Consider the following 21,155-nt stretch of genomic DNA (forward strand, 5'->3'; position numbering starts at 1 on the left):
AAAAGCCAAAAACTTTTCATCAAATTCTTCTTACTTCTCGAAACGAAACGCCTCTGTCCCAACCTTAATTAACCAGCTTTTTTATCTTTTTTATTCGAAACTATTACTGGTTTACCTGTACCTTCAACAGCTGTTTCTGTGATGATGACTTTTTCGATTGAATCATCTGACGGTACATCAAACATAACATCCATCATGATTTCTTCAATGATAGAACGTAAACCACGAGCGCCAGTATTACGTTCAATTGCTTTATTGGCAATTCCACGTAGTGCTTCTGGCTCGAATTCTAATTCTGTATCATCTAAAGACAATAATTTTTGATATTGTTTGACTAATGCATTTTTAGGTTCAGTCAAGATCCGAACCAAATCATCCGTCGTTAACTTCTCTAAAGCAGCTGTAACTGGTAAGCGTCCGATGAATTCAGGAATCAAACCGAATTTCAATAGATCTTCTGGAATGATTTGTTGCATCACACTTTCGTCTTCATTCAGCTTGCTATTTTTTGTACCGAAACCGATTGTTTTCTCGCCTAAACGATTTTTGACCATGTTTTCGATTCCATCAAAAGCACCGCCGACAATAAACAACACATTTGTTGTATCGATTTGGATAAATTCTTGATGTGGATGCTTACGTCCGCCTTGTGGTGGTACACTAGCAACCGTTCCTTCCAAGATTTTAAGTAAGGCTTGTTGTACACCTTCACCTGAAACATCTCTTGTAATCGAAACATTTTCGCTCTTACGGGCAATTTTATCGATTTCATCAATATAAATGATCCCTTTTTCAGCGCGTTCCACATTAAAATCAGCAGATTGTAATAGTTTCAATAGAATGTTCTCTACGTCTTCTCCTACATAGCCCGCTTCTGTTAAGCTTGTTGCGTCTGCAATTGCGAAAGGTACATTTAGTGTTCTAGCCAATGTTTGGGCTAAAAATGTTTTCCCAGAACCTGTTGGGCCAATTAAACAAATATTGCTCTTTTGTAACTCTACATCTTCCGAGCTTGAATTTTCTGATTGATTTACACGTTTATAGTGATTATAGACAGCCACTGCTAATGAGCGTTTTGCCTGATCTTGTCCAATTACATATTCGTTTAAGACATCCAATATTTCTTGAGGTTTTGGGACATCCGTTAATTCACGTACGGCTTCGTCGTAAAATTCTTCATCAATAATCTCTTTACATAGGTCTATACATTCATTACAAATATAGACACCTGGTCCTGCAACGATTTTTTTCACTTCTTCTTGTGTTTTACCACAGAATGAACAGCGAACTGTACCATTGTTGCTATTTGTATTATCGTACATGCGTGTCACCCCTCTAAAATTAAAAATGACTGTCGATACAGTCTTAAAATATAATAGCATAAATCAAGTGAAAATGCGAACATTGGATTTGTAAAGATTTGATAAATAAATGAATTCTTATGTTATACTAAAAGAGTTAAATCAATTGCTGATTCTTGTAAAAAATTCAGTAAAAAATGGAGGGAATTTCATGCTGGAACAAATTTTATTAGGAACTTATACACGTAGAGAAAGTAAAGGGATTTATCAAATAACGCTGGATACAGATAAAGAAACACTTTCAGACGCAACGTTATTAGTAGAAGAAACGAGCCCAACTTACTTAGCTCTAAATCAAAAAGGCGACTTGTTCAATGTCACTTCTGTTGATGGTGAAGGCGGTATGGCTGCTTATAAAAACCATGATGGACACTTCGACTTATTGAATAAAGTCACTGAAGCTGGCGCTCCTCCGTGTTATGTCGCGCTTGATGAAGAAAAACAACTTGTTTTTGGTGCCAATTACCATCAAGGGATCGTTCATGTTTACCGTATTTTAGCCGATGGACAGTTAGAACATACGGATAAAATCGTCCATGATGAACCAACTGGACCACATGAAAATCAAGACAATGCCCATGTTCACTATACAGACTTAACGCCAGATCGTCGTTTAGTGGTCTGTGACCTAGGGACTGATCGTGTTTATACGTATGATGTAAGCGAAGAGGGTAAACTATCAGAGGTTGCCCAATACGTAGCAGAACCGGGAACAGGTCCTCGTCATTTAGTTTTCCATCCAAACAATCAATTTGCCTATCTTTTTGGAGAGTTAGACAGCACTGTAACTGTATTAGCGTATAACGCGGCAGATGGTTCCTTTGAACAAGTTCAAAAAGTGTCAACATTACCTGATGGGTTTACTGAATTTAATGGTGGTGCTGCGATTCGTATTTCAGCAGACGGACGTTTTGTCTATGCCTCAAACCGTGGACATGATTCAATTGCAGTGTATCAAACAGCAGAAGACGGCAGTACAATAGAACGTATCCAATTGATCTCTACTGAGGGCGAAATCCCTAGAGATTTTGATTTAGACCCAAGTGGAAAATTTGTTGTTGCAGCAAATCAAAATACAGATAACTTAACGCTTTACCGTCGTGATGAAGCAACGGGTCTTTTAGAAATGATTCAAAAAGAGGTTTATGCACCAGAATGTGTTTGTGTTTATTTTAAATAAAAAAGAGGTTGAGATATGACTCGTAGAGTTATATCTCAGCCTCTCTTCTTTTTAATTTTCATCGTTTGCAGATTCTACTTTTGTCCCTTGGATCATTTCAATTATTTGCTTAACGTTTCGTGAAACATAGAATAAACCATCTATTACAATAACTGATCATGTTTAGTGACGTTGTTGCAGCACTTCTTACTACTGTCTCACTTTGGATCTTCCCTTAATAATAGGTAATACTTCCTAATGGTACAAACTTTTTAGCACCTGTGGCATTTGGGACATTGCCAGAAGAATGTTGTAACGTTTGATTTGCTAAAACCGCCATGGCAATCGCTTCTTTTGCTTCTGAAGAAAAGCCGATATCCTCTTGGATCATTACATGAACATCTGGAAGTTCTGTTTGGATCATTTCAATCAGTGTTTTGTTATAACTTCCTCCTCCACCAATGATCAATTCAGTTTGCCCTTCAATAAAAGGTTGAACCGCTTGAGCGATAGATGCGGCAGTAAACATTGTGGCTGTTGCGATAAAATCCTTTGGACTGAGAGACCATTTCTCAAGTAGTATTGTTGTAAATTGCTTGCCAAAATCTTCTCGTCCAGTTGTTTTGGGATAGGTTTTTTGAATATACGGATGTGCCATTAGTTCTTTCAACAAGGCTTGACTCACGTTCCCTTGACTAGCATATGCACCGTCTTTATCATATTCCTGATCAAAAAAATGCAAACATAGCTCATTCATGATAACATTTCCAGGTCCCGTATCAAACGCAACCATCTCATTTATTTTTCCTGATTTTGGAATCACCGTAACATTTCCGATTCCCCCGATATTTTGTAGCAATCTTGTCGTGTTTGGCTTTTGGTACAGCACATATTCAGAATAAGGCACAATCGGCGCACCTTGTCCTCCCACAGCCATATCTCGCTCTCTAAAATTCGAAACCACCGTCGTTTTAGTCCATTCACAAATTACTGCTGGATCTCCAATTTGCAAGGTCGAGGCATAAAATGGTTCACGAGCAAATGGAATATGGAATAGCGTTTGACCATGGCTACCAATAAAGTCTAGCTCATCTAATGCTATTCCAGCTTTCTCGCAAACATCTAGAGCAGCTTGAGCAAATTTTTCCCCTAGCTCAATATTCAATGAACAAATTTTTTCTACATCTGACTGATCTAACGATAGCGCTTCACGAATTCTGTTTAGTGTTTGGTTATTAAATGGAGCTGTTAAAAAATCAATCAACTTTACGGTCGTGGTTTCATCTTTACCAGAAATTTCCACTAATGCTGCATCGATACCGTCTAAAGAAGTTCCTGACATTAAACCAATAGCATACACCATCTTTTTCTCCTCTATTTGAAATTTTCTTATTGATTTTACTTTGTTCTATTTTGTTCTGTTAATAGGCGACTACTTTCAAAAAAAACAACAGCCAATATACCACTCACTCCGTAGATTCCTTGTTTTATTCCATCTGGCATAGTAGGAAATAAAAGTGTGGGAATTAGTGCAATCAAAAATACAGCACAGCCGATCACCCAACGGTTTGGCAATAGATGTTTCTTTTTTAAATAATGCGTTAGTATCAACCCAATCACAATAAATAAAACACTTGCTGTCATAAACACGATTTTCGTCATTTTACTGCCTCCTAGCTTTAAGGAAGGTGAGGAACGAAAACGAATTAAAAGACATTTTCGTTCCATCCCTATCCTATTTCATGCACTGATGTTATTTTGCAATAGCGTGTTCTTTTTCGAGTTCATTATTATCGTAAATCATCACAAATGGATAATAGATTACAACAGATATAATGATCAAAAGTACATTTAACACCGCTGCTCGCCAGTCTCCACCTGTTGCTAAATAAGCGCCGATTGGGCCAGGCAATGTCCAAGGAGCAGTAAAAATCACTCGATTCACTAATCCAAGCTGTGTCGCAAACCAAGCAATCGTTGCTGTGACCATTGGCGTTAAAATAAACGGAATGATCAAAATCGGATTTAATACAATCGGTGTTCCGAAAATCAATGGTTCATTGATATTAAAAATAGCAGGTGCTAAAGTTGCTTTTCCTAGTTTTGAGGCAAACTGAGATTTTGTTTTAAACGCTAATAATAAAGCTAAACCAATGGTGCATCCTGATCCACCGATCCAAATAAACCATTGATAGAAAGGTTCTGCCGCGATATTTGGCAACTCTTTTCCAGCAGCCATTGCAGCTGTATTTCCATCCAACAATTGTAACCATAATGGTCGAGCTAATGAGCCAACGATCGATACACCATGAATCCCGAATGACCAAAAAAATGTAATCATAAAAATTAAAAGTAACACACTTGGCAAACTGTCTGCTGCGCTTACTAAAGGGCTTACAATTTTAGAAATCGTAGAATGCCAATCAAACCCAATAAAGTATGTCAATGTTGAAATTCCTAAAATAACAATCAACGTTGGCGTCAACGTTTCAAATGATCGAGCTACAGCTGGTGGTACTTGTTCAGGCATCGTGATTTTGAATTTTGATTTATCTGTTAACCGATAAATTTCAACTGCTAAAATCGAGGTAATAATTCCAACAAACATACCGCCGCCACCTAAATTAGCCATTGGCAATACAAACCCAGCCGTACCAGCCGCATCCAACGCTTCAGCTGGAATATTGACAGGAACAAACGTTAATAAAAACGCAATCGTTGCTAGAATCCCTCCTGAAATAACATCCAAATTATACGTTTTGGATAAACTAGCCCCAATCCCAAACGTTGCATAAAGAGTCATAATGTACATTGTCATTCTATATGGCAGTAAAATCGTTGCTGCATTTGAGGTTAAAAATTGTGTAACACCCCAATCTGCTGGTAGTGGCGGAAAGGCAATAATCAAGAAAAACGAACCAATAATGATCAAAGGCAATGTTGCAATGATTCCATCTCTAATTGCGCGTAAATGACGCTGATTCGCTAACTTCGCCATCGGACCCGCTAAATGTTCTTCAATAAACTCAGTAAATTTTTTCAATGTGCTCATCTCCTATTTTACATTTAACTCACTTATAAAAGCCCTTACAAAAACGAGTAACTCTAATACTCAAATAAAAACATAATAGCATTTCTCTAAATTCAAGTTACCGAACGAAACAATAATTACGAATTGATTTAAACCATTTAAAGCCTACACTCCTCCTATTTTTCTGTTTTCCGCATTTATCGTTTACTACTTCTGTAACACCTATCGATCATTCGTTCTTCATCTCATCGACAAACTCATCATACAGTTAAAAAACTTTTTTTTCAACATTTTTACATAAAAAACGAAATAAAATTTCAATTAAAATATCAAAAAAACCAATAAAACGTCACATTCCATTTACTGCAAACTATGTTTGGTTTCTAAAAACACGACGCATCACTGAAATTAAATTTCTAAAAAAAAGAGTGGATAATAAAAAAAACCAGCGGATACTTTTTGTATCTGCTGGTTTTATTTGGAAATAAAGTAGCTAAGTAGTTCTGCGCATTGTTCTATGAAAAACAGTGATTATTTTAGGACTCGATGCTACGCATTAAAATTTATCGGTTAGATAATGGCACCAAAAATAGAAGAACGGATTCTCGTTCTTCTAAAAAATTATTATCTTTATGGATTAAATACCAAAATGAACCAAAATATATTCATTCTCTATGGCTTTTTTACAAAGTGCTGATAATTTTTGTAATTGATTCAAGATATTCTCCTTTTCTACTTTTTCCTTATTAAATCTCCCTTTATCCATATCATAGTCCATTGTTAACTCAATTATAGCTGGTGCTTGCTCGAATAATTGAATCCACCCACCAACAATACTATTCAAAGTAGTAATTCCTTCTATATCTAAATATGTCCTTCCATAATAATCAAATCCCATAGATTTATGAACAAAGTTTTTAGAATAAGAGGGAATCCATCCTAAAGAATCTATAATGTACAAAATTAAAAAATCATCTACCTTTACCATTTTCTTTCTAGATTCTTTAGTAAAAATTACCTCTTCAATGTTTTTAAATATTTCAAATTCATGTTGTAACGCCATATACATTCTCCTATCAATTATTTAAAAAAAAGATATTGTATAACCATCAAGTGCTTAATCAACACACTTTACATTATTCTTGTAAATTTGTTGTATTAAAAACAGCTCCATCACTATTCACTTCTTTAAACAGTATATATATCAGTCTCTATTCATTCAATAAAATGTAAATTAAACGCCAAAATGAACAAGCAACATTTCTTGCTCTAACGCTTCTCTACATAAATTTTCTAAATTATTAAGTTTTGACAATAGAACTTTCTTTTCTACCTTTTCTTTGTAAAATACTCCATCTTCAGCAATAAACTCAGTTGAAAGATCAAATTTTTCTGGTGAATTATTAAATACTTGTTGCCAAGAAACGATAAGTTGTAATAGTTTTTTTGTTCCTTCTTCATTAAATAACGTCGTGCCATAGTAATTGATTCCCATTTTTTTCTGTTCTAAATTTTCCCAATAGCTAGGTATCCACATTAAAGTATCCATCGTGTAAATAATGAAATAATCATCTATCCTAATCATACTTTTTCTGCTTTCTTTATTAAAAACTATTTCTTTTTCTGATTTAAATAGTGCAAATTCATGTTCTAATGCCAAATATATTCCCTTCATTTCATTATTTTTTTCCAAAGGAAATAATTGATTCATCTGGCGCTAAATTAATGTAACGACTTTTTTTCTAAATCGTTTTACGCCTTTTATATACCAAAATGAACAAGTATTTTGCTTGTATCCCGTGCGCTAACACTGTTGTACAACATCTTCTAACTGCTTAAGAGTGTTTATCTTCGAAAATTTTTCTCTCGTAAAACTCATCTCTTCAAGATCATAATCCGTTTTTAACAGGAATTCCTCTGGAGCTACTTCAAATATATTCTTCCAATTTTCCAAAATCAATTCAAGTTCACTTATTTCTGCCCCTTCAAAAAATGTAATCCCATAATAGTTAATTACAGTGCTAAAATGTGAGAAATCATTCCAATGACTATTTACCCATTTGATAGTGTTACCGATGTATTGAATTAAGGAATCATCAATTAAGATAGCCCCCTCACTAGTCACTTCTCTAAATGTTCTATGCTTATCCGTCTCTAGCTTCCTCTTTATTTTTTATTGAGCCAAAGTGAAGCTTCAGTTGTCCGAGCGCATTTCAGTCTTAGGTTCTCTCACCCATTAGTCCAGCTAGGCCAAAGTTTTCATAACGTCATACTTATAGTCTATAGTTCAATCGTCTCCAACATTTCTTTTAGCGTCTGCACCATTTCCATACAAACCTTTCTGTCTATACTAAATTGCGCATCAAATGTATAAGAAGCCATAAATTCTTCAAATGTTATTTGCTCTTCATTTGCATGACTATCTATAAAATCCCATAAATATTGTGGACTAATTTCAAAGAAAATTTTTGAATTTCTATTATATATCCATGAAGCACTACCAATTTTTGGAGACACTGACCACAAACTATACAGTTCAGTTGGGTCTTCTTCCGAAAAAACATCTAAATTATGATAATAGATATTCCATTCATATCCGACACCTGTTAAAAAAACTTTTTCTGAAACTGGTAATTCATTATTCAGCGAAAGTAATAACATATTTTTTAAGGATTCAAGTCCCTCATGTAAAGAATCTTTAAATAAAATAATCTCTCTATTGTTATCTAAATACTTTATGGTTGTTTCATCATGAAAATAGAGTTTTTTCCCATCATTTACACTATTGATTTGCAAATATTTGTCATCTGCTAAATTTAAAGTTAGTAAAGTTTTCATTTAATAATTTTTCCCTTCTTGTTTACTAATCCAGCTTTTTGGAAAACAGCTTTCATTTTAGGACTCAGTTCATCCCAAGTACGAACATGACCATGAAATGTGCCATCACCAGAGCTATCGATTACAACAAACTCATCATTACTCAGCGATACCCTTCTTTGAGTTGTATCTCTTAACGGAAGAGAATTATCTAAAGCATCTTGTCCATTTTTAGGTTTCTTACTTTTCACAGAATTTCCTTTACCTGTATGATAATCCGCATCTTTATAAATCCCGTTTGGATGTTTTGAAGCATCATATCCGCTAACAATACTGCCAAAAGCATTCACAATCGTTCCTGATCCATGAGCCATTGCTGCTGTTCCACTTGCTGTTGCTGCTGGGCTCAATGCTAAAGTAGCTCCACCTGTAAATGGTGCTCCTGCAAATGAAAAGCTGTTTCCTCCGACAAACCATGAGAAGCCACCAACAAATTCAGTTGCTCCACCAACGATTGATGTCAGGTCACCAATCAGTTGTCCGACCGCATAGGGTTTCGTGCCAACTGCATTTGGGTCTAAGGTTCTCTCACCCATTAGTCCCGTTAAGCCAATGTTTTTATAAATTTTATCAGCTAAACCAACGCCTAATGCTTTAAGCCCGTTCCAGTTATTGGTTGCAATAGCTTCTTGCACCATTAATGTCATTTTAGAATCAAACGTACCATCGACATAAACACCCGTTACGTTACCGTATTCATCAAAGGTATAGGTAATATCTTGATGTTCTAAACGACACGCTTTTAATTTTGCATCAATCTTCTTCTGTCGTTTATCTCAAGCTTGTCCAATCGGTTTTGTCCAAGACAAACTCATTCTCGATAATTCGAATGTTCCCGAAGCTGAATTCCACGCTGCACCTTTTTCAACCTCTGCTAGTCCTGCATCTAAATTAGCTAACTGTGCTTCAAAATCCGCAAACAAACTGGGAGAACTGGCATTAAAATCATACAAATTCTGCAGTTTTTCTTCATTTTTTTGAATCGAACTTTGTACGCCCATATAACGTTGTTCCATGCGTTGGTTTGGTTCTTTTTCTTTATCCATCGTACGTGCCATATTTTCGAGTAAGGCTTGCCCTTGCGCAATTTCCGCTTTTATTTGTTCTTCGATGACATCACAGGTATCGACTGATGATTGAAATTCTTCAGGAAATTTACTATGCGCTTCCACTAAGGCTTCACATGCTAGTATAAACCCACTGGCCAAAGATGGATAGACCGCTGAGAAATAAAGTTTCGCTGAATCGTATGTTTTACTGGATGAAGTTCATAGTTAGTATTTCATCCATACGAATAAAAAGAAGAATGAGAATCCATTCTTCTAAAAAAATATTCAAAGAAACATCATTGCTAACAAGTTATCCAGTTTCATATTATTGTTAATACTAACTATCTAATTTTTTCCCCGTCTGTTCTTCATAGATCCGTTCCATATTTGGAAATCCTTGCACCAAAAATTCTTTGACTTCTGTAACATTATCTATAATCATGTTCAAATCTGAATACAATCCTACAAAACTAGAAACTAGTTCTTCAGCATCTTTTGATTCCATGCTATTTAATGTGTTAATTGTATTTTTTAAATTGGACAGTTCCGTGTACATCCCTTCAGTATTTTCTTTAAGTTCTAGAATTTCACTAGCATCAAAAATCTTATTTTCATATAATCTATTGACCTTCAGTAGTAGCTCTATTATTTTTTTTAAATCATCTGTTAACATTATGGAATTCTCCTTCCTTGACTAACGGCTGCAGCTGTTTTTTTTGCGTTCATTGATCCATCTAAATTTAATACATATCTTATCTTGCCCTGTTTGTCAAACACTTCCAAATGGTCCATATGATAGCCATCTAAATAGAATTGATCACCTTTTCGAATATATTCTGAAACCTTTTTATCTACTTTATAAACAGATTGACCATCGTAATTTTTCTTTGTTTTGGATACTTTCCCTTTAATCTTAGAGCCAAATTCTGTTTCAAAGAACTCTTTCATATTCTCTATCTTAGGTACATTCCCTTGATATTTCCCATCTTTCAAACTACCAAAAGCATTAAGAAATGTTCCAATACCATGACCAGAGATAGCAAGACCACTAGCATTTATCGCTGGAATTGTGGTTACAGATGCTCCACCAGTTCCTGGTGCCAAAAGTAAGGAACCTAAAGTGCCACCACCCATCCAAATAGTGCCGCCGACAAACTCTGCACCACCTTGAAACAATGAAAATAAATCCGCCAGAATCTGACCATTTGCGTATCCACTAGTTCCTGACAGGTGAGGATTAACTTGTCTTTCACCAAATAGTTCATTTAAAATTGACTTTCCGTTATTGTTGGCCCATTGATCGAGAAATCCTGATCCTAAACCTCTCAACCCTTTTATATCTTCTAATTGAATCATTCCTTGTATTTCTTTTGTTCTTTTTGGATCAAATTCTCCATTCACAAACACACCAATTAAATTGCCTGCTTCGTCAAATTGATAGCCAATTTTTTGATTGGCCTGTTCAAATGCTTTCAATTTCGCATCAATCTTCTTCTGTCGTTTATCCCAAGCTTGTCCAATCGGTTTTGTCCAAGACAAACTCATTCTCGATAATTCGAATGTTCCCGAAGCTGAATTCCACGCTGCACCTTTTTCAACCTCCGCTAGTCCTGCATCTAAATTAGCTAACTGTGCTTCAAAATCCGCAAACAAACTGGGAGAACTGGCATTAAAATCATACAAATTCTGCAGTTTTTCTTCATTTTTTTGAATCGAACTTTGTACGCCCATATAACGTTGTTCCATGCGTTGGTTTGGTTCTTTTTCTTTATCCATCGTACGTGCCATATTTTCGAGTAAGGCTTGCCCTTGCGCAATTTCTGCTTTTATTTGTTCTTCGATGACATCACAGGTATCCACTGATGATTGAAATTCTTCAGGAAATTTACTATGCGCTTCCACTAAGGCTTCACATGCTAGTATAAACCCACTGGCCAAAGATGGATAGACCGCTGAGAAATAAAGTTTCGCTGAATCGTATGTTTTACTGGAAAGCGGCGCATTCATAAAGGCATTCACGCTATCTTTCAGTGTACCGCAAAACTGAATATATTCATTGGCCATTTGTTTGGCAGCGGCACTTTGTGATTTTACTTCGCCTACATAAAAATCAATAGCCATAGCGATTGTCCTCCGCCTCTTCTCCATTAGAGAACAACTGCTTACGCTCAATGTACAATTCCTCTTCTAGATCCCTTAACCTTACTTCTTTACTTACTAAATACTCTGCCGTATCTTCTAAGCGTTGACGATCATATTGATGTAGATGGTTCGCTTCTTCATCTAATACCATAAAGTGGCTGATCAATTGAGAGCCTTGGTTATTGCCAATCAACTCCTGATAATATCGTTGTTCTTGTTGATGAATTGAAAAATAATCCGCTTCCAAATCTTCTAGCTCACGAATCTTGCGACGATTCTCATCTTGATCTATTCCTACTTGCCGTAATTGTTGATTAATTTTCAATTCTTTTTCATCTTCATTCATTCGCGTTTTCCACCTCCAAGAGTTGGAGAAAATAATGGTAGCTCAAAACTTTTTTTGATTTTTTGATCGATTATACTGAATTCTTGTGCTACAGAATGAATATTATTACCATCACGAGCAATTGCGTTTGATACACGCTGTCCCCTGCTATGAATACTTGCTAAACTGTTTTTTGCATTATTATTTCCATTGACTGTCGTTCGTTCCGCCCTGCTTGTCACTTCGTTCACAGATAAAAATCCACTTGCTGCTTGACTAAGCTGAGCTGAAACCCCTCCTGCCACGGTTAGGCTGCTTTTGATTCCCGACATTTTACAAACCCCTCTACCTTGTTTTTTACCTTTTCGTACTTCAAACCCCTTAACTTTCATTTTGCCATATTTATATGCCTTATAGTTATCAAATATTTCTAGATGCTATAAAAAAATTGCGAATTTGAAAATTTTAATGAAATATTTCTAAAAAATACATAAAAAAATAAAATAGTATATCGAATTTCAACCAGTCAATCCTATTTTAAACTCCGGGAATCTATTCATTTATTTAGTCTCTTAAACAGTCATTATATTCAAAAAAAAATGAAAAACCAAAGAAACCGTATAACTACGGTTTCTCTGGCCTCTATGATACGCACTGAAATAGCAGACAGTATTTTATTTATACATTGAATACTTTGTTAAGTTCTCCTTTTTTTCCGTTGCTCTACATTTACGACTATTCCTGTCGCTAACATCGCAAACCCAATAAATAATGCGGAATTTGACACTGTTTCTCCTGCCTTTGGAAGATCTGGTTTTTTCGGAACTTCTTTTTCTGGCACGATAGGTACCTCGGGTTTATCAGGTGGATTGATGTGATCATCCACGGTCGCTATGTTTTTGATTTGTTTTCCTATAGCGGCTTCTTTATTGATTTTGACTGTAAACACGATAGAACGGGTTTTCGTATCGCTGATTGTTGGGTATTCAGCGATTACTTTTCCGTCTTTTACCATTAAACTTGTTGGTTTTGGTTCGTCGCCTTCACTTTTCACGCTGTTTTCTACATAGGTCAACCCCTTTGGTAGGTCGTCTGTGACTGTGACTTGATTCAATAGGCTATTTTCTACCGTATTACGGAAACTGATACGGTACTCTACTTCTTCACCAATTGCCACTTTTTGTTTAGTAACTGTTTTGCTACTTTCTAGTTTTCCTACAGGTGGTTCTGGTGTTACTGGTACTTCTGGCTCATCTGGCGGGTTCGTGTGATCATCGATTTTCGCTTTATTGATGATTGGTTGGCCAGAGATGGCTTCTTTGTTAACTTTCACTTTAAAGGTAATCGAACGGGTTTTGGTATCACTGATTGTTGGATATTCAGCAATTACCTTTCCGTCTTTCACCGTTAAACTTGTCGGTTTTGGCTCATCGCCTTCACTGTTGAAACTATTTTCTACGTAGGTCAACCCTTTTGGTAAATTGTCTGTGACTGTGACTTGGCTCAAGAGACCATTTTTTACTGTATTGCGGAAACTGATGCGGTATTCGATTTCTTCATCGATTTTAACGGTCTTTTTATTGACTGTTTTCTCGCTTTCTAGTTTCCCTAGCGGTTGTTCTGGTGTCACGGGTACTTCGGGTTCATCAGGTGGATTCGTGTGATCATCGATTTTGGCTTTGTTGATGATGGGTTGGCCAACTACTGCTTCTTCGTTGATCGTCACTTTGAACACGATGGAACGGGTTTTTGTATCACTGATCGTTGGGTATTCAGCGGTTAGTTTGCCGTCTTTTACCGTTAAGCTTGTCGGTTTTGGCTCATCTCCCTCACTTTTCACACTGTTTTCTACATAGGTTACGCCCTTTGGTAGGGTATCCGTGACGGTGACTTGGTTTAAAATGCCATTAGTGATTTTGTTGCGGAACGTGATACGGTATTCGATTTCTTCACCGATTTTTGGTGCTTGGTTATTGACTGTTTTCGTACTTTCTAATTCCCCCGGTGTTTCCGCTGGTGTCACGGGGACTTCTGGCTCATCGGGTGGATTTGTGTGGTCATCGATTTTGGCTTTGTTGATGATTGGTTGTCCAACTACGGCTTCTTCGTTGACCGTCACTTTGAACACGATGGAACGTGTTTTGGTATCGCTGATTTTTGGGTATTTTGCGACTAGTTTGCCATTTGTCATGGTTAAGCTTGTCGGTTTTGGCTCATCGCCCTCACTGGTTAAACTACCTTCCACATACGTTAAGCCTTTTGGTAACACATCGGTGACGGTGACTTGGTTTAAAACACCTTTTGCTATTTTGTTATTGAAATTGATTCGATATTCGATTTCTTCCCCAATTTTCGGTGCTTGGTTATTAACTGTTTTCGTACTTTGTAATTCGCCAGGGGTTTCTACTGGTGTCACTGGGACTTCTGGTTCATCTGGCGGATTTGTGTGGTCATCGATTTTGGCTTTATTGATGATCGGCTGTCCGATAACGGCTTCTTCGTTGACCGTCACTTTGAATACGATCGAACGAATGTTAGTGTCGGTGATTTTCGGGTATTCTGCGACCAACTGGCCATTTGTTATGGTTAAGCTTGTTGGTTTGGGATCAGCGCCTTCACTGGTCAAGCTGCCTTCTACGTACGTTACTCCTTTTGGTAGAGTATCGGTGACTGTGACTTGGTTTAGGACACCATTCGGGATTTTATTGTTGAAATGAATTCGATATTCGATTTCATCCCCGATTTTTGGTGCTTGATTGTTGACTGTTTTCGTGCTTTCTAGTTCGCCGGGTGTTTCGACTGGTGTGACTGGGACTTCTGGTTCGTTCGGTGGATTGGTGTGATCGTCGATTTTGGCTTTGTTTACGATTGGTTCACCGACTTTTGCTTCTTCGTTTACTTTGACTTTAAAGACTATCGTACGAGATTTGTTATCACTGATTTTTGGATATTCAGCGACTAGTTTGCCATTTTCCATCGTTAAACTTGTCGGTTTGGGTTCATCGCCTTCGCTTGTTACACTGCCTTCTACGTACGTTACGCCTTTTGGTAGCGTGTCGGTCACGGTGACTTGGTTTATGACACCATTTGTAAGGTTGTTGCGGAAGGTAATGCGGTATTCGATCTCATCACCGATTTTTGGTGCTTGATCGTTTACTGATTTTGTCACGTCCAATTGTCCAGGTGTTTCGACTGGGACAACTGGGATTTCAGGCTCATCGGGCGGATTGACATGATCATCTACGGTGATTTTATTCACGATTTTTTGCCCGACGATGGCTTCTTCGTTGACTTTGACTTTAAAGACAATCGTACGTACTGTTGTGTCTTGGATTTTTGGGTATTCCGCAATGACTTTACCATTCGCCATCGTTAAACTTGTTGGCTGCGGATCAGCACCTTCGCTGGTTAAACTGCCGTCTACATAGGTCATGCCTTTTGGTAAATTATCTGTAACCGTCACTTGATTCAAGACGCCATTGGTGATTTTATTACGGAAAGACAAGCGATATTCCACTTCGTCCCCAATTTTCGGTGATTGGTTATTTACCGATTTAGTGCTTTCTAATTCACCGGGCGTTTCGACTGGTGTGACGGGCACTTCTGGTTCATCTGGTGGATTGGTGTGATCATCGATGATCGCTTTATTGACGATTGGTTGTCCGACTACCGCTTCTTCGTTCACGCGGACTTTGAACACAACAGAGCGGACGGTATTGTCGTCGATTTTTGGGTATTCAGCGGTCATTTTGCCATTTTCCATGATCAAGCTTGTTGGCATCGGATCAGCGCCTTCACTGGTTAGGCTACCTTCTACATAGGTCAAGCCTTTTGGTAAGGTGTCGGTCACAGTGACTTGATCAATTACACCATTTGTGACTTTGTTACGGAAACTAATACGATATTCGATTTCATCTCCGATTTTTGGTGCTTGATGATTGACTGATTTCGTTACGTCTAATTGTCCCGGTGTGACAACGGGTGTGACGGGCACTTCTGGTTCGTCAGGCGGATTCGTATGATCATCTATTTTCGCTTGATTGACGATCGGTTGTCCGACTACCGCTTCCTCATTTACGGTGACTTTGAAACGAATCGTTCGTATGCTTGTATCCTTGATTTCAGGATATTCAGCGACAAGTTGGCCATTTTCCATCGTTAAGCTTGTAGGTTGTGGATCAGCGCCTTCACTGGTCAAACTTCCGTCTACATAGGTCAAGCCTTTTGGTAAGGTATCAGTCACGGTGACTTGGTTTAAGACACCGTTCGTGATTTTATTACGGAACGTGATGCGATACTCGATTTCGTCACCGATTTTCGGTGCTTGATTATTCACTGATTTGCTACTTTCCAATTCGCCTGGTGTGATGACTGGCACGATCGGCACTTCTGGTTCATCGGGCGGATTGGTGTGATCATCGATTTTGGCTTTATTGACGATTGCTTCGCCAATTTTTGCTTCATCGTTGACCTTGACTTTGAAAACGATCGAACGGACTTTAGTGTCATTGATCATACCGTATTCAGCAGTCAATTGACCATTTTCCATGGTTAAGCTTGTAGGCTTCGGATCGTCTCCTTCACTGGTTAAGCTGCCTTCAACGTAGGTTACCCCTTTTGGCAAAGTATCCGTTACGGTAACTTGGTTTAAAACACCGTTCGTGATTTTATTTCGGAATGTGATACGGTATTCGACTTCGTCACCAATTTTTGGTGCTTGATCATTGACGGATTTGGTGACATCTAATCGTCCAGGTGTTTCAACAGGTGTTACTGGAATTTCTGGTTCATCGGGCGGATTGACATGGTCATCTACAGTTATCTTGTTTACGATTTTTTGTCCAACAATAGCTTCTTCATTGACTTTGACTTTAAAGACAATGGTTCGTACTGTTGTATCTTGAATTTTTGGGTACTCTGCAACGACTTTTCCGTCAGTCATGGTTAGACTAGTCGGTTGCGGGTCAGCGCCTTCGCTGGTTAAACTGCCGTCTACATAGGTCATGCCTTTTGGTAAATTATCCGTCACTGTGACTTGATTTAAGACACCATTCGGAATTTTATTACGAAAAGACAAACGATATTCGACTTCATCCCCAATTTTCGGTGATTGGTTGTTGACGGATTTGGTACTTTCTAATTCTCCGGGTGTTTCTACTGGTGTGACTGGGACTTCTGGTTCATCGGGTGGATTCGTGTGATCATCGATTTTGGCTTTGTTGATGATCGGTTGTCCGACTACTGCTTCTTCATTGACACGAACTTTAAAGGAAATGGTGCGTGTTTCGGTATCGGCGATTTTTGGGTATTCAGCGGTTACTTGGTCCTTTACAACCGTTAATGTGGTTGGTTTAGGATCAGGTCCTGCACTTGTGACACTGTTTTCGATATAGGTTAAGCCTTTTGGTAAGGTATCGGTCACGGTTACTTGGTTTAAAATACCCTTTGGTACGGTGTTTTTAAATTGAATCGTGTATTCTATTTCGTCGCCGATTTTTGGCGATTGATTGTTGACTGTTTTTGAGCTTTCTAGTTTGCCGACAAGTTCTTCTGGGGCGATTTTTACCTCTACGATATTGGATGTGTTCTCGATCATCGTATTTGTGGCAGAATCTACGCCTTGGAATGTGGCACTATTTGGAATCAGTTCTTCTCCTTTGGCTGTATCATTGATTTTTGCTTGAAATTCGTAGACTGTTTCCGCGGTCGTTCCTTTGTAGCTACCGCCTTGTGTAGCGTTGGCGCCCTCTCCTACACGAAACGTGATTGCACGATCTGCTGCTGTGTATTCCCCTTGGTCATCGCCTGTGGCATCTGTTTTATTGCCAGCATTTGGACCACTTACGATGGATAAGCTGCCGGGTACATAATCTAAACGGCTATCTAATTGGTCTTTAGAAAGACTGTTGACCGCTTCTGTGTTTTCTTTCGTATTTTTGAGATGGACACGATAGGTTACGGTATCCCCGATTTTATACGTTTCTTTTGGATTTATAATTTCTTTGGTGACTTCAAGTTCGGGTGTTTCCGCATTGATTGAAAATCCAATCGCATTGGTTGAGTAATCATCTCCGCTACTGGTTGTTTTAAAGTTAATTTGTTTCTGACTGTTAGTGATGATCCCTTCTGGTAAGGTCAAACGATCGACATCGATATCTAAAAAATTGGGAAAGCCAGGATTAAATTGACCCGGATATTTATCCACCATGTGTTGATCGTTATCTGAAACGGTTCCGTTCATGACATTACCGACTGGGTTGATTGTATTGCTGATATTGACCCAAGTTCCTGCACTATTTTGGATTTGAGCATTATCACCTGTGAAAAATTTGTCTCCTTGAACGGTAAACCACGTCACGATTGGGTTTAATTTTCCTTGTTTAGAGGTTAAAAAGTCTTTCATGACAAATTCATTGTTGGTTCCAGCTTTGTTCCCTCTAGCGCCATAATAGACATTGAAGGCACGGGATCGTTTGGCTTGGTCTTTGGTCACGATAAATAAACTCCAACCACTGAAGTTGAAACTTTGAAATTTGCCTTGTAGGAAATCGGTCATCGGAATATCTGCTAATGTGTATGCACCAGTCGCACTTTTATCCCCTTGAAGGATCGAGGTCACATCGGCAAAGTTAGAAAAGCCCGTATTATTAAACCCAAAACCTTGCCCAGGATTGGTAGCATCTTGGTCAATTCGATGATATTTTTGTGGGGCAACACGGGTTACTGTTCCATTTGGCGTGGTTAATTGAACAGGGGCGCTGATTTCATCATCGGTCATATTCGTCGCTGTAGCTGGGCCTTTAAAACGGGATGCACTCCAAAATAAGCCTGCCCATGCGACTTCTTTGGCACCATCTAAATCGATGTAGGCTTTACTTGAGTTATAGGTCGTTGGATCGCCATCGACATCCGCAAATTTCAACTGAAAATTATTGATTGCTTGACCGCTAAGTGGCGTTCTGGTATTCAAAAAAGCGCTCGCTGTCGCTTCGTTTACAGGGGTTAAGTTGGTATTTCCTGTAGAGAATAATTCCCCTTTGTGGATGCTTTTATAAATTGGCTTATCAAAGCCACGGCCTGGCGTTGGCGCAATTCTTGGTCCGATGGCTTGGGCTCTCGGTGCGGCTTGATTGTTTTCTTCTGAGGTCGTTGCTGCTGAGTCTTCTGGTGCAGCAGTTGTTGGCTCTTCTGATTGAGATTCTGCTACTTCTGTGTCAGCTTCTTTTTCTTGTAATGATGTACTGCTCGTTTCTTGTTCGTTCTTTGGCAGTGTTAGGGTGATGTCCCCTACTTTTTCGTCTGCCTGATTTATTTCAACAGCAAGCTGATGGATTGATTTGTCTGTTTGCTCGGCACTTATTGTCAGATGTTTCGTGGTATGAGGTTGGATCGTGGTGATGGTTAGTTCTGTCCCCTCATCTTGGTTTTCTTTTTGGTCAAACTGGATCGTTTGATCGTCAGGCACCACCAATTGGTCGTCGCTTTTTAGGGTTGTTGCGTCGAATTTTACTGGTGAGTCATTTTGGTTCTTTTGTTTTAGAACTACCTGATCGATTGGTTGATCGCTTTTGTTCGTTACTTCGTAGTTTACGTCGATTAATTTGTTGTTCGTTTCATTTTTCTTGGTGTCTGCTTTGATGTATAAGGATTCTGAGTCGAATGTATTTTCATCTGGTTTGGTCAATCCTTCGGCAAACACACTGGCGGCGGGTAACAAGTTGGCAATCACCAACATCAAAACGGCTAAATAATTCAGGGAAATTCTGTGCACTTTATTCATTTATATCTTACCTCCTATACTTTTACTATAGTATGGCTAAATAAATAATTCAAAAATATCGGGCTGAACTATTAGTTTTTTCTCATAGCTGGAGTTCGGGCTTTTTTGGGTGAATATTGGTTGAAGAGGAAACAATTTTGTTGTTATTTTATCTTATATATAAGGGCGCTGTTTTTGGTGTTATTTAATGGGTTGAAATGCCGAATTTCGTTGCGGTGTGGGGTGTCTTTCGGTATAATAAAATGTGTAGGATAGAAATAAGGATCGTTGATCGATTCAAGACATAAAAATAAAAATTGGCACTTCAATCGTTCGGCGGCAACCTTACGATCGAAGCCTTGTTAAGACACCGTTAACTGTCCAAACAAGTTGCCAATAGTGCTAGCAACATGTACTAGCTTCTTTATTGTACCTAAAATGAGGTGAGATTTCTAGGAAATCTTTGCTTTTTCTGGGTGTGATTAGTTGTTGTGTATATGGTATTAGACTATTGTCAACGGTATTGGGCATCTGCTCAATGCCGTTTTTTTCTGTCCTATAACTAATTTTGAAGGGAGGTACATTTTTAAGAATCGATGAAAAACTGGATAAAACAAAAAGGCACTTCACCGTTTGGCGGCAACCGAACGATGAAGCCTTGTATAGAAATCCGTTACACCTCTATACAAGTTGCCAATTTGCTAGCACCGAAGCACTAGCTTCTTTATTGTACCTAATTTTCTTTTGAAATTCTAGTTGGTTTTGTTAATTTCTTGGGATTAAGGGTGGTTTAGGAGTGAATTGTGGGGTTGGTTTGGCTGATTGATGACGGTATTGACAGGTTCGGTATCGTTTTTTGTTTTACTCTGGGAGAAGGCGTTATGAATACAGCAAGGCTTTGAAAGTCGTTTGTAGCGCTGGGTTATGGGTTTGCCTCGTCAATGTGCAGATAGAAAGGTCACTGAATCCAGAAATTCAGTGAAAAAACTGGCGGGAGAAGTTGGGTTTGGGCTTGGGTTTCGTTTGGCGCTTATCGGCTTTTCTCCGCCTTATTTGAAGGAGATCAGGAGAATGGATAAACAAGGACAGAATTTAAAGGCGGTTACGTATCAGGATATTATTGAGTTGCGGGATTTTATGGAGAAGATGGCTTCTTGGCAGGAGCCTTTGGCGATTTTGGATCATTTTTTTCAGTTTCGGTCTGGGCCGATTAATAAGAAACGGATTGTGAAGGAGTATTATGCTCGGGCGCAGATGTTTCATACTTTTTATGAGGATTATAATCGGTTGATTGAGTTGGGGGATGAATTGGTGATGGAGATGGTTAGGGCTGAGAAGGTTGAGACTGGGTTTGAGGTTAGGAAAATGGATTTGGAATAGATTGCGTATGTTATAAAAGAGGATGGAGATGATCCATCCTCTGAAAATATATGGTGGAACGTCAATCATCAG

At 38.3% G+C, this 21,155-nt stretch carries 16 protein-coding genes; 2 read left to right on the top strand and 14 right to left on the bottom strand.

The features are described from left to right. Positions 1-68: 68 nt before the first annotated feature. Positions 69-1,322 (bottom strand): ATP-dependent Clp protease ATP-binding subunit ClpX, encoded by a 1,254-nt coding sequence (gene clpX, locus I586_RS04280; protein ID WP_010764397.1) that lies wholly within the window; start codon positions 1,320-1,322, stop codon positions 69-71. Positions 1,323-1,512: 190 nt separating this feature from the next. Between clpX and I586_RS04285 the strand changes: the two genes are divergently transcribed. Further along, positions 1,513-2,541 (top strand): lactonase family protein, encoded by a 1,029-nt coding sequence (locus tag I586_RS04285; RefSeq protein WP_010764396.1) that lies wholly within the window; start codon positions 1,513-1,515, stop codon positions 2,539-2,541. A gap of 214 nt (positions 2,542-2,755) precedes the next feature. On the opposite strand, the gene anmK is transcribed toward I586_RS04285, so the two are convergent. The 13 genes from anmK to I586_RS04360 form a co-directional block, all read right to left on the bottom strand. Continuing rightward, complete coding sequence (anmK, locus tag I586_RS04290; protein ID WP_010764395.1) at positions 2,756-3,883, bottom strand: anhydro-N-acetylmuramic acid kinase AnmK; 1,128 nt, start codon at positions 3,881-3,883, stop codon at positions 2,756-2,758. 35 nt (positions 3,884-3,918) lie between these two features. Next, positions 3,919-4,182, bottom strand: coding sequence for a hypothetical protein (locus I586_RS04295; protein ID WP_010764394.1), 264 nt, complete (start codon positions 4,180-4,182; stop codon positions 3,919-3,921). Positions 4,183-4,273: 91 nt separating this feature from the next. Beyond that, the gene (locus tag I586_RS04300) at positions 4,274-5,518 is read right to left on the bottom strand and encodes a PTS sugar transporter subunit IIC (protein ID WP_244147867.1); all 1,245 of its coding nucleotides are present in this window, start codon (positions 5,516-5,518) and stop codon (positions 4,274-4,276) included. Positions 5,519-6,188: 670 nt separating this feature from the next. Then, positions 6,189-6,614 (bottom strand): hypothetical protein, encoded by a 426-nt coding sequence (locus tag I586_RS04305; RefSeq protein ID WP_010764392.1) that lies wholly within the window; start codon positions 6,612-6,614, stop codon positions 6,189-6,191. 171 nt (positions 6,615-6,785) lie between these two features. Beyond that, positions 6,786-7,262 carry a hypothetical protein gene (locus I586_RS16900; protein ID WP_010764391.1) on the bottom strand — a complete coding sequence of 159 codons (477 nt, stop codon included), beginning with the start codon at positions 7,260-7,262 and terminating at the stop codon, positions 6,786-6,788. 569 nt (positions 7,263-7,831) lie between these two features. Beyond that, positions 7,832-8,389, bottom strand: coding sequence for a hypothetical protein (locus tag I586_RS04320; protein WP_010764389.1), 558 nt, complete (start codon positions 8,387-8,389; stop codon positions 7,832-7,834). Next, the gene (locus I586_RS17390) at positions 8,386-9,075 is read right to left on the bottom strand and encodes a hypothetical protein (protein WP_010764388.1); all 690 of its coding nucleotides are present in this window, start codon (positions 9,073-9,075) and stop codon (positions 8,386-8,388) included. The genes I586_RS04320 and I586_RS17390 overlap by 4 nt, the downstream gene beginning before the upstream one ends. Before the next feature lie 129 nt (positions 9,076-9,204). Continuing rightward, entirely contained in the window at positions 9,205-9,636 is a 432-nt protein-coding gene (locus I586_RS04330; RefSeq protein WP_016249961.1) for a hypothetical protein, read from the bottom strand. 178 nt (positions 9,637-9,814) lie between these two features. Continuing rightward, positions 9,815-10,150 (bottom strand): hypothetical protein, encoded by a 336-nt coding sequence (locus tag I586_RS04335; protein ID WP_010764386.1) that lies wholly within the window; start codon positions 10,148-10,150, stop codon positions 9,815-9,817. Next, complete coding sequence (locus I586_RS17435) at positions 10,150-11,598, bottom strand: hypothetical protein (RefSeq protein WP_016249962.1); 1,449 nt, start codon at positions 11,596-11,598, stop codon at positions 10,150-10,152. The genes I586_RS04335 and I586_RS17435 overlap by 1 nt, the downstream gene beginning before the upstream one ends. Continuing rightward, a complete protein-coding gene (locus I586_RS04350) occupies positions 11,588-11,965 on the bottom strand; it encodes a DUF3958 family protein (protein ID WP_010764383.1) in 378 nt (125 codons plus the stop codon). Before I586_RS04350 ends, I586_RS17435 begins: the two co-directional genes overlap by 11 nt. Then, a complete protein-coding gene (locus I586_RS04355) occupies positions 11,962-12,276 on the bottom strand; it encodes a TIGR04197 family type VII secretion effector (RefSeq protein ID WP_010764382.1) in 315 nt (104 codons plus the stop codon). Before I586_RS04355 ends, I586_RS04350 begins: the two co-directional genes overlap by 4 nt. 365 nt (positions 12,277-12,641) lie before the next feature. Further along, a complete protein-coding gene (locus I586_RS04360; protein ID WP_010764381.1) occupies positions 12,642-19,724 on the bottom strand; it encodes an isopeptide-forming domain-containing fimbrial protein in 7,083 nt (2,360 codons plus the stop codon). Positions 19,725-20,774: 1,050 nt separating this feature from the next. Between I586_RS04360 and I586_RS04365 the strand changes: the two genes are divergently transcribed. Further along, positions 20,775-21,083 carry a hypothetical protein gene (locus tag I586_RS04365; RefSeq protein WP_010764380.1) on the top strand — a complete coding sequence of 103 codons (309 nt, stop codon included), beginning with the start codon at positions 20,775-20,777 and terminating at the stop codon, positions 21,081-21,083. The last annotated feature ends 72 nt before the right edge of the window (positions 21,084-21,155 follow it).

Source organism: Enterococcus moraviensis ATCC BAA-383 (genome assembly GCF_000407445.1).
Lineage (GTDB): Bacteria > Bacillota > Bacilli > Lactobacillales > Enterococcaceae > Enterococcus_L > Enterococcus_L moraviensis.

Bases quoted from the DNA above. Each gene is read 5' to 3' on its own strand.
- I586_RS04285 (WP_010764396.1), top strand. From the start codon at position 1,513: ATGCTGGAACAAATTTTATTAGGAACTTATACACGTAGAGAAAGTAAA.
- I586_RS04355 (WP_010764382.1), bottom strand. From the start codon at position 12,276: ATGTCGGGAATCAAAAGCAGCCTAACCGTGGCAGGAGGGGTTTCAGCT.
- I586_RS04335 (WP_010764386.1), bottom strand. From the start codon at position 10,150: ATGTTAACAGATGATTTAAAAAAAATAATAGAGCTACTACTGAAGGTC.
- I586_RS04300 (WP_244147867.1), bottom strand. From the start codon at position 5,518: ATGGCGAAGTTAGCGAATCAGCGTCATTTACGCGCAATTAGAGATGGA.
- I586_RS04365 (WP_010764380.1), top strand. From the start codon at position 20,775: ATGGATAAACAAGGACAGAATTTAAAGGCGGTTACGTATCAGGATATT.
- clpX (WP_010764397.1), bottom strand. From the start codon at position 1,322: ATGTACGATAATACAAATAGCAACAATGGTACAGTTCGCTGTTCATTC.
- I586_RS04295 (WP_010764394.1), bottom strand. From the start codon at position 4,182: ATGACGAAAATCGTGTTTATGACAGCAAGTGTTTTATTTATTGTGATT.
- I586_RS17390 (WP_010764388.1), bottom strand. From the start codon at position 9,075: ATGACATTAATGGTGCAAGAAGCTATTGCAACCAATAACTGGAACGGG.
- I586_RS17435 (WP_016249962.1), bottom strand. From the start codon at position 11,598: ATGGCTATTGATTTTTATGTAGGCGAAGTAAAATCACAAAGTGCCGCT.
- I586_RS04305 (WP_010764392.1), bottom strand. From the start codon at position 6,614: ATGGCGTTACAACATGAATTTGAAATATTTAAAAACATTGAAGAGGTA.
- I586_RS16900 (WP_010764391.1), bottom strand. From the start codon at position 7,262: ATGAATCAATTATTTCCTTTGGAAAAAAATAATGAAATGAAGGGAATA.
- I586_RS04320 (WP_010764389.1), bottom strand. From the start codon at position 8,389: ATGAAAACTTTACTAACTTTAAATTTAGCAGATGACAAATATTTGCAA.
- anmK (WP_010764395.1), bottom strand. From the start codon at position 3,883: ATGGTGTATGCTATTGGTTTAATGTCAGGAACTTCTTTAGACGGTATC.
- I586_RS04360 (WP_010764381.1), bottom strand. From the start codon at position 19,724: ATGAATAAAGTGCACAGAATTTCCCTGAATTATTTAGCCGTTTTGATG.
- I586_RS04350 (WP_010764383.1), bottom strand. From the start codon at position 11,965: ATGAATGAAGATGAAAAAGAATTGAAAATTAATCAACAATTACGGCAA.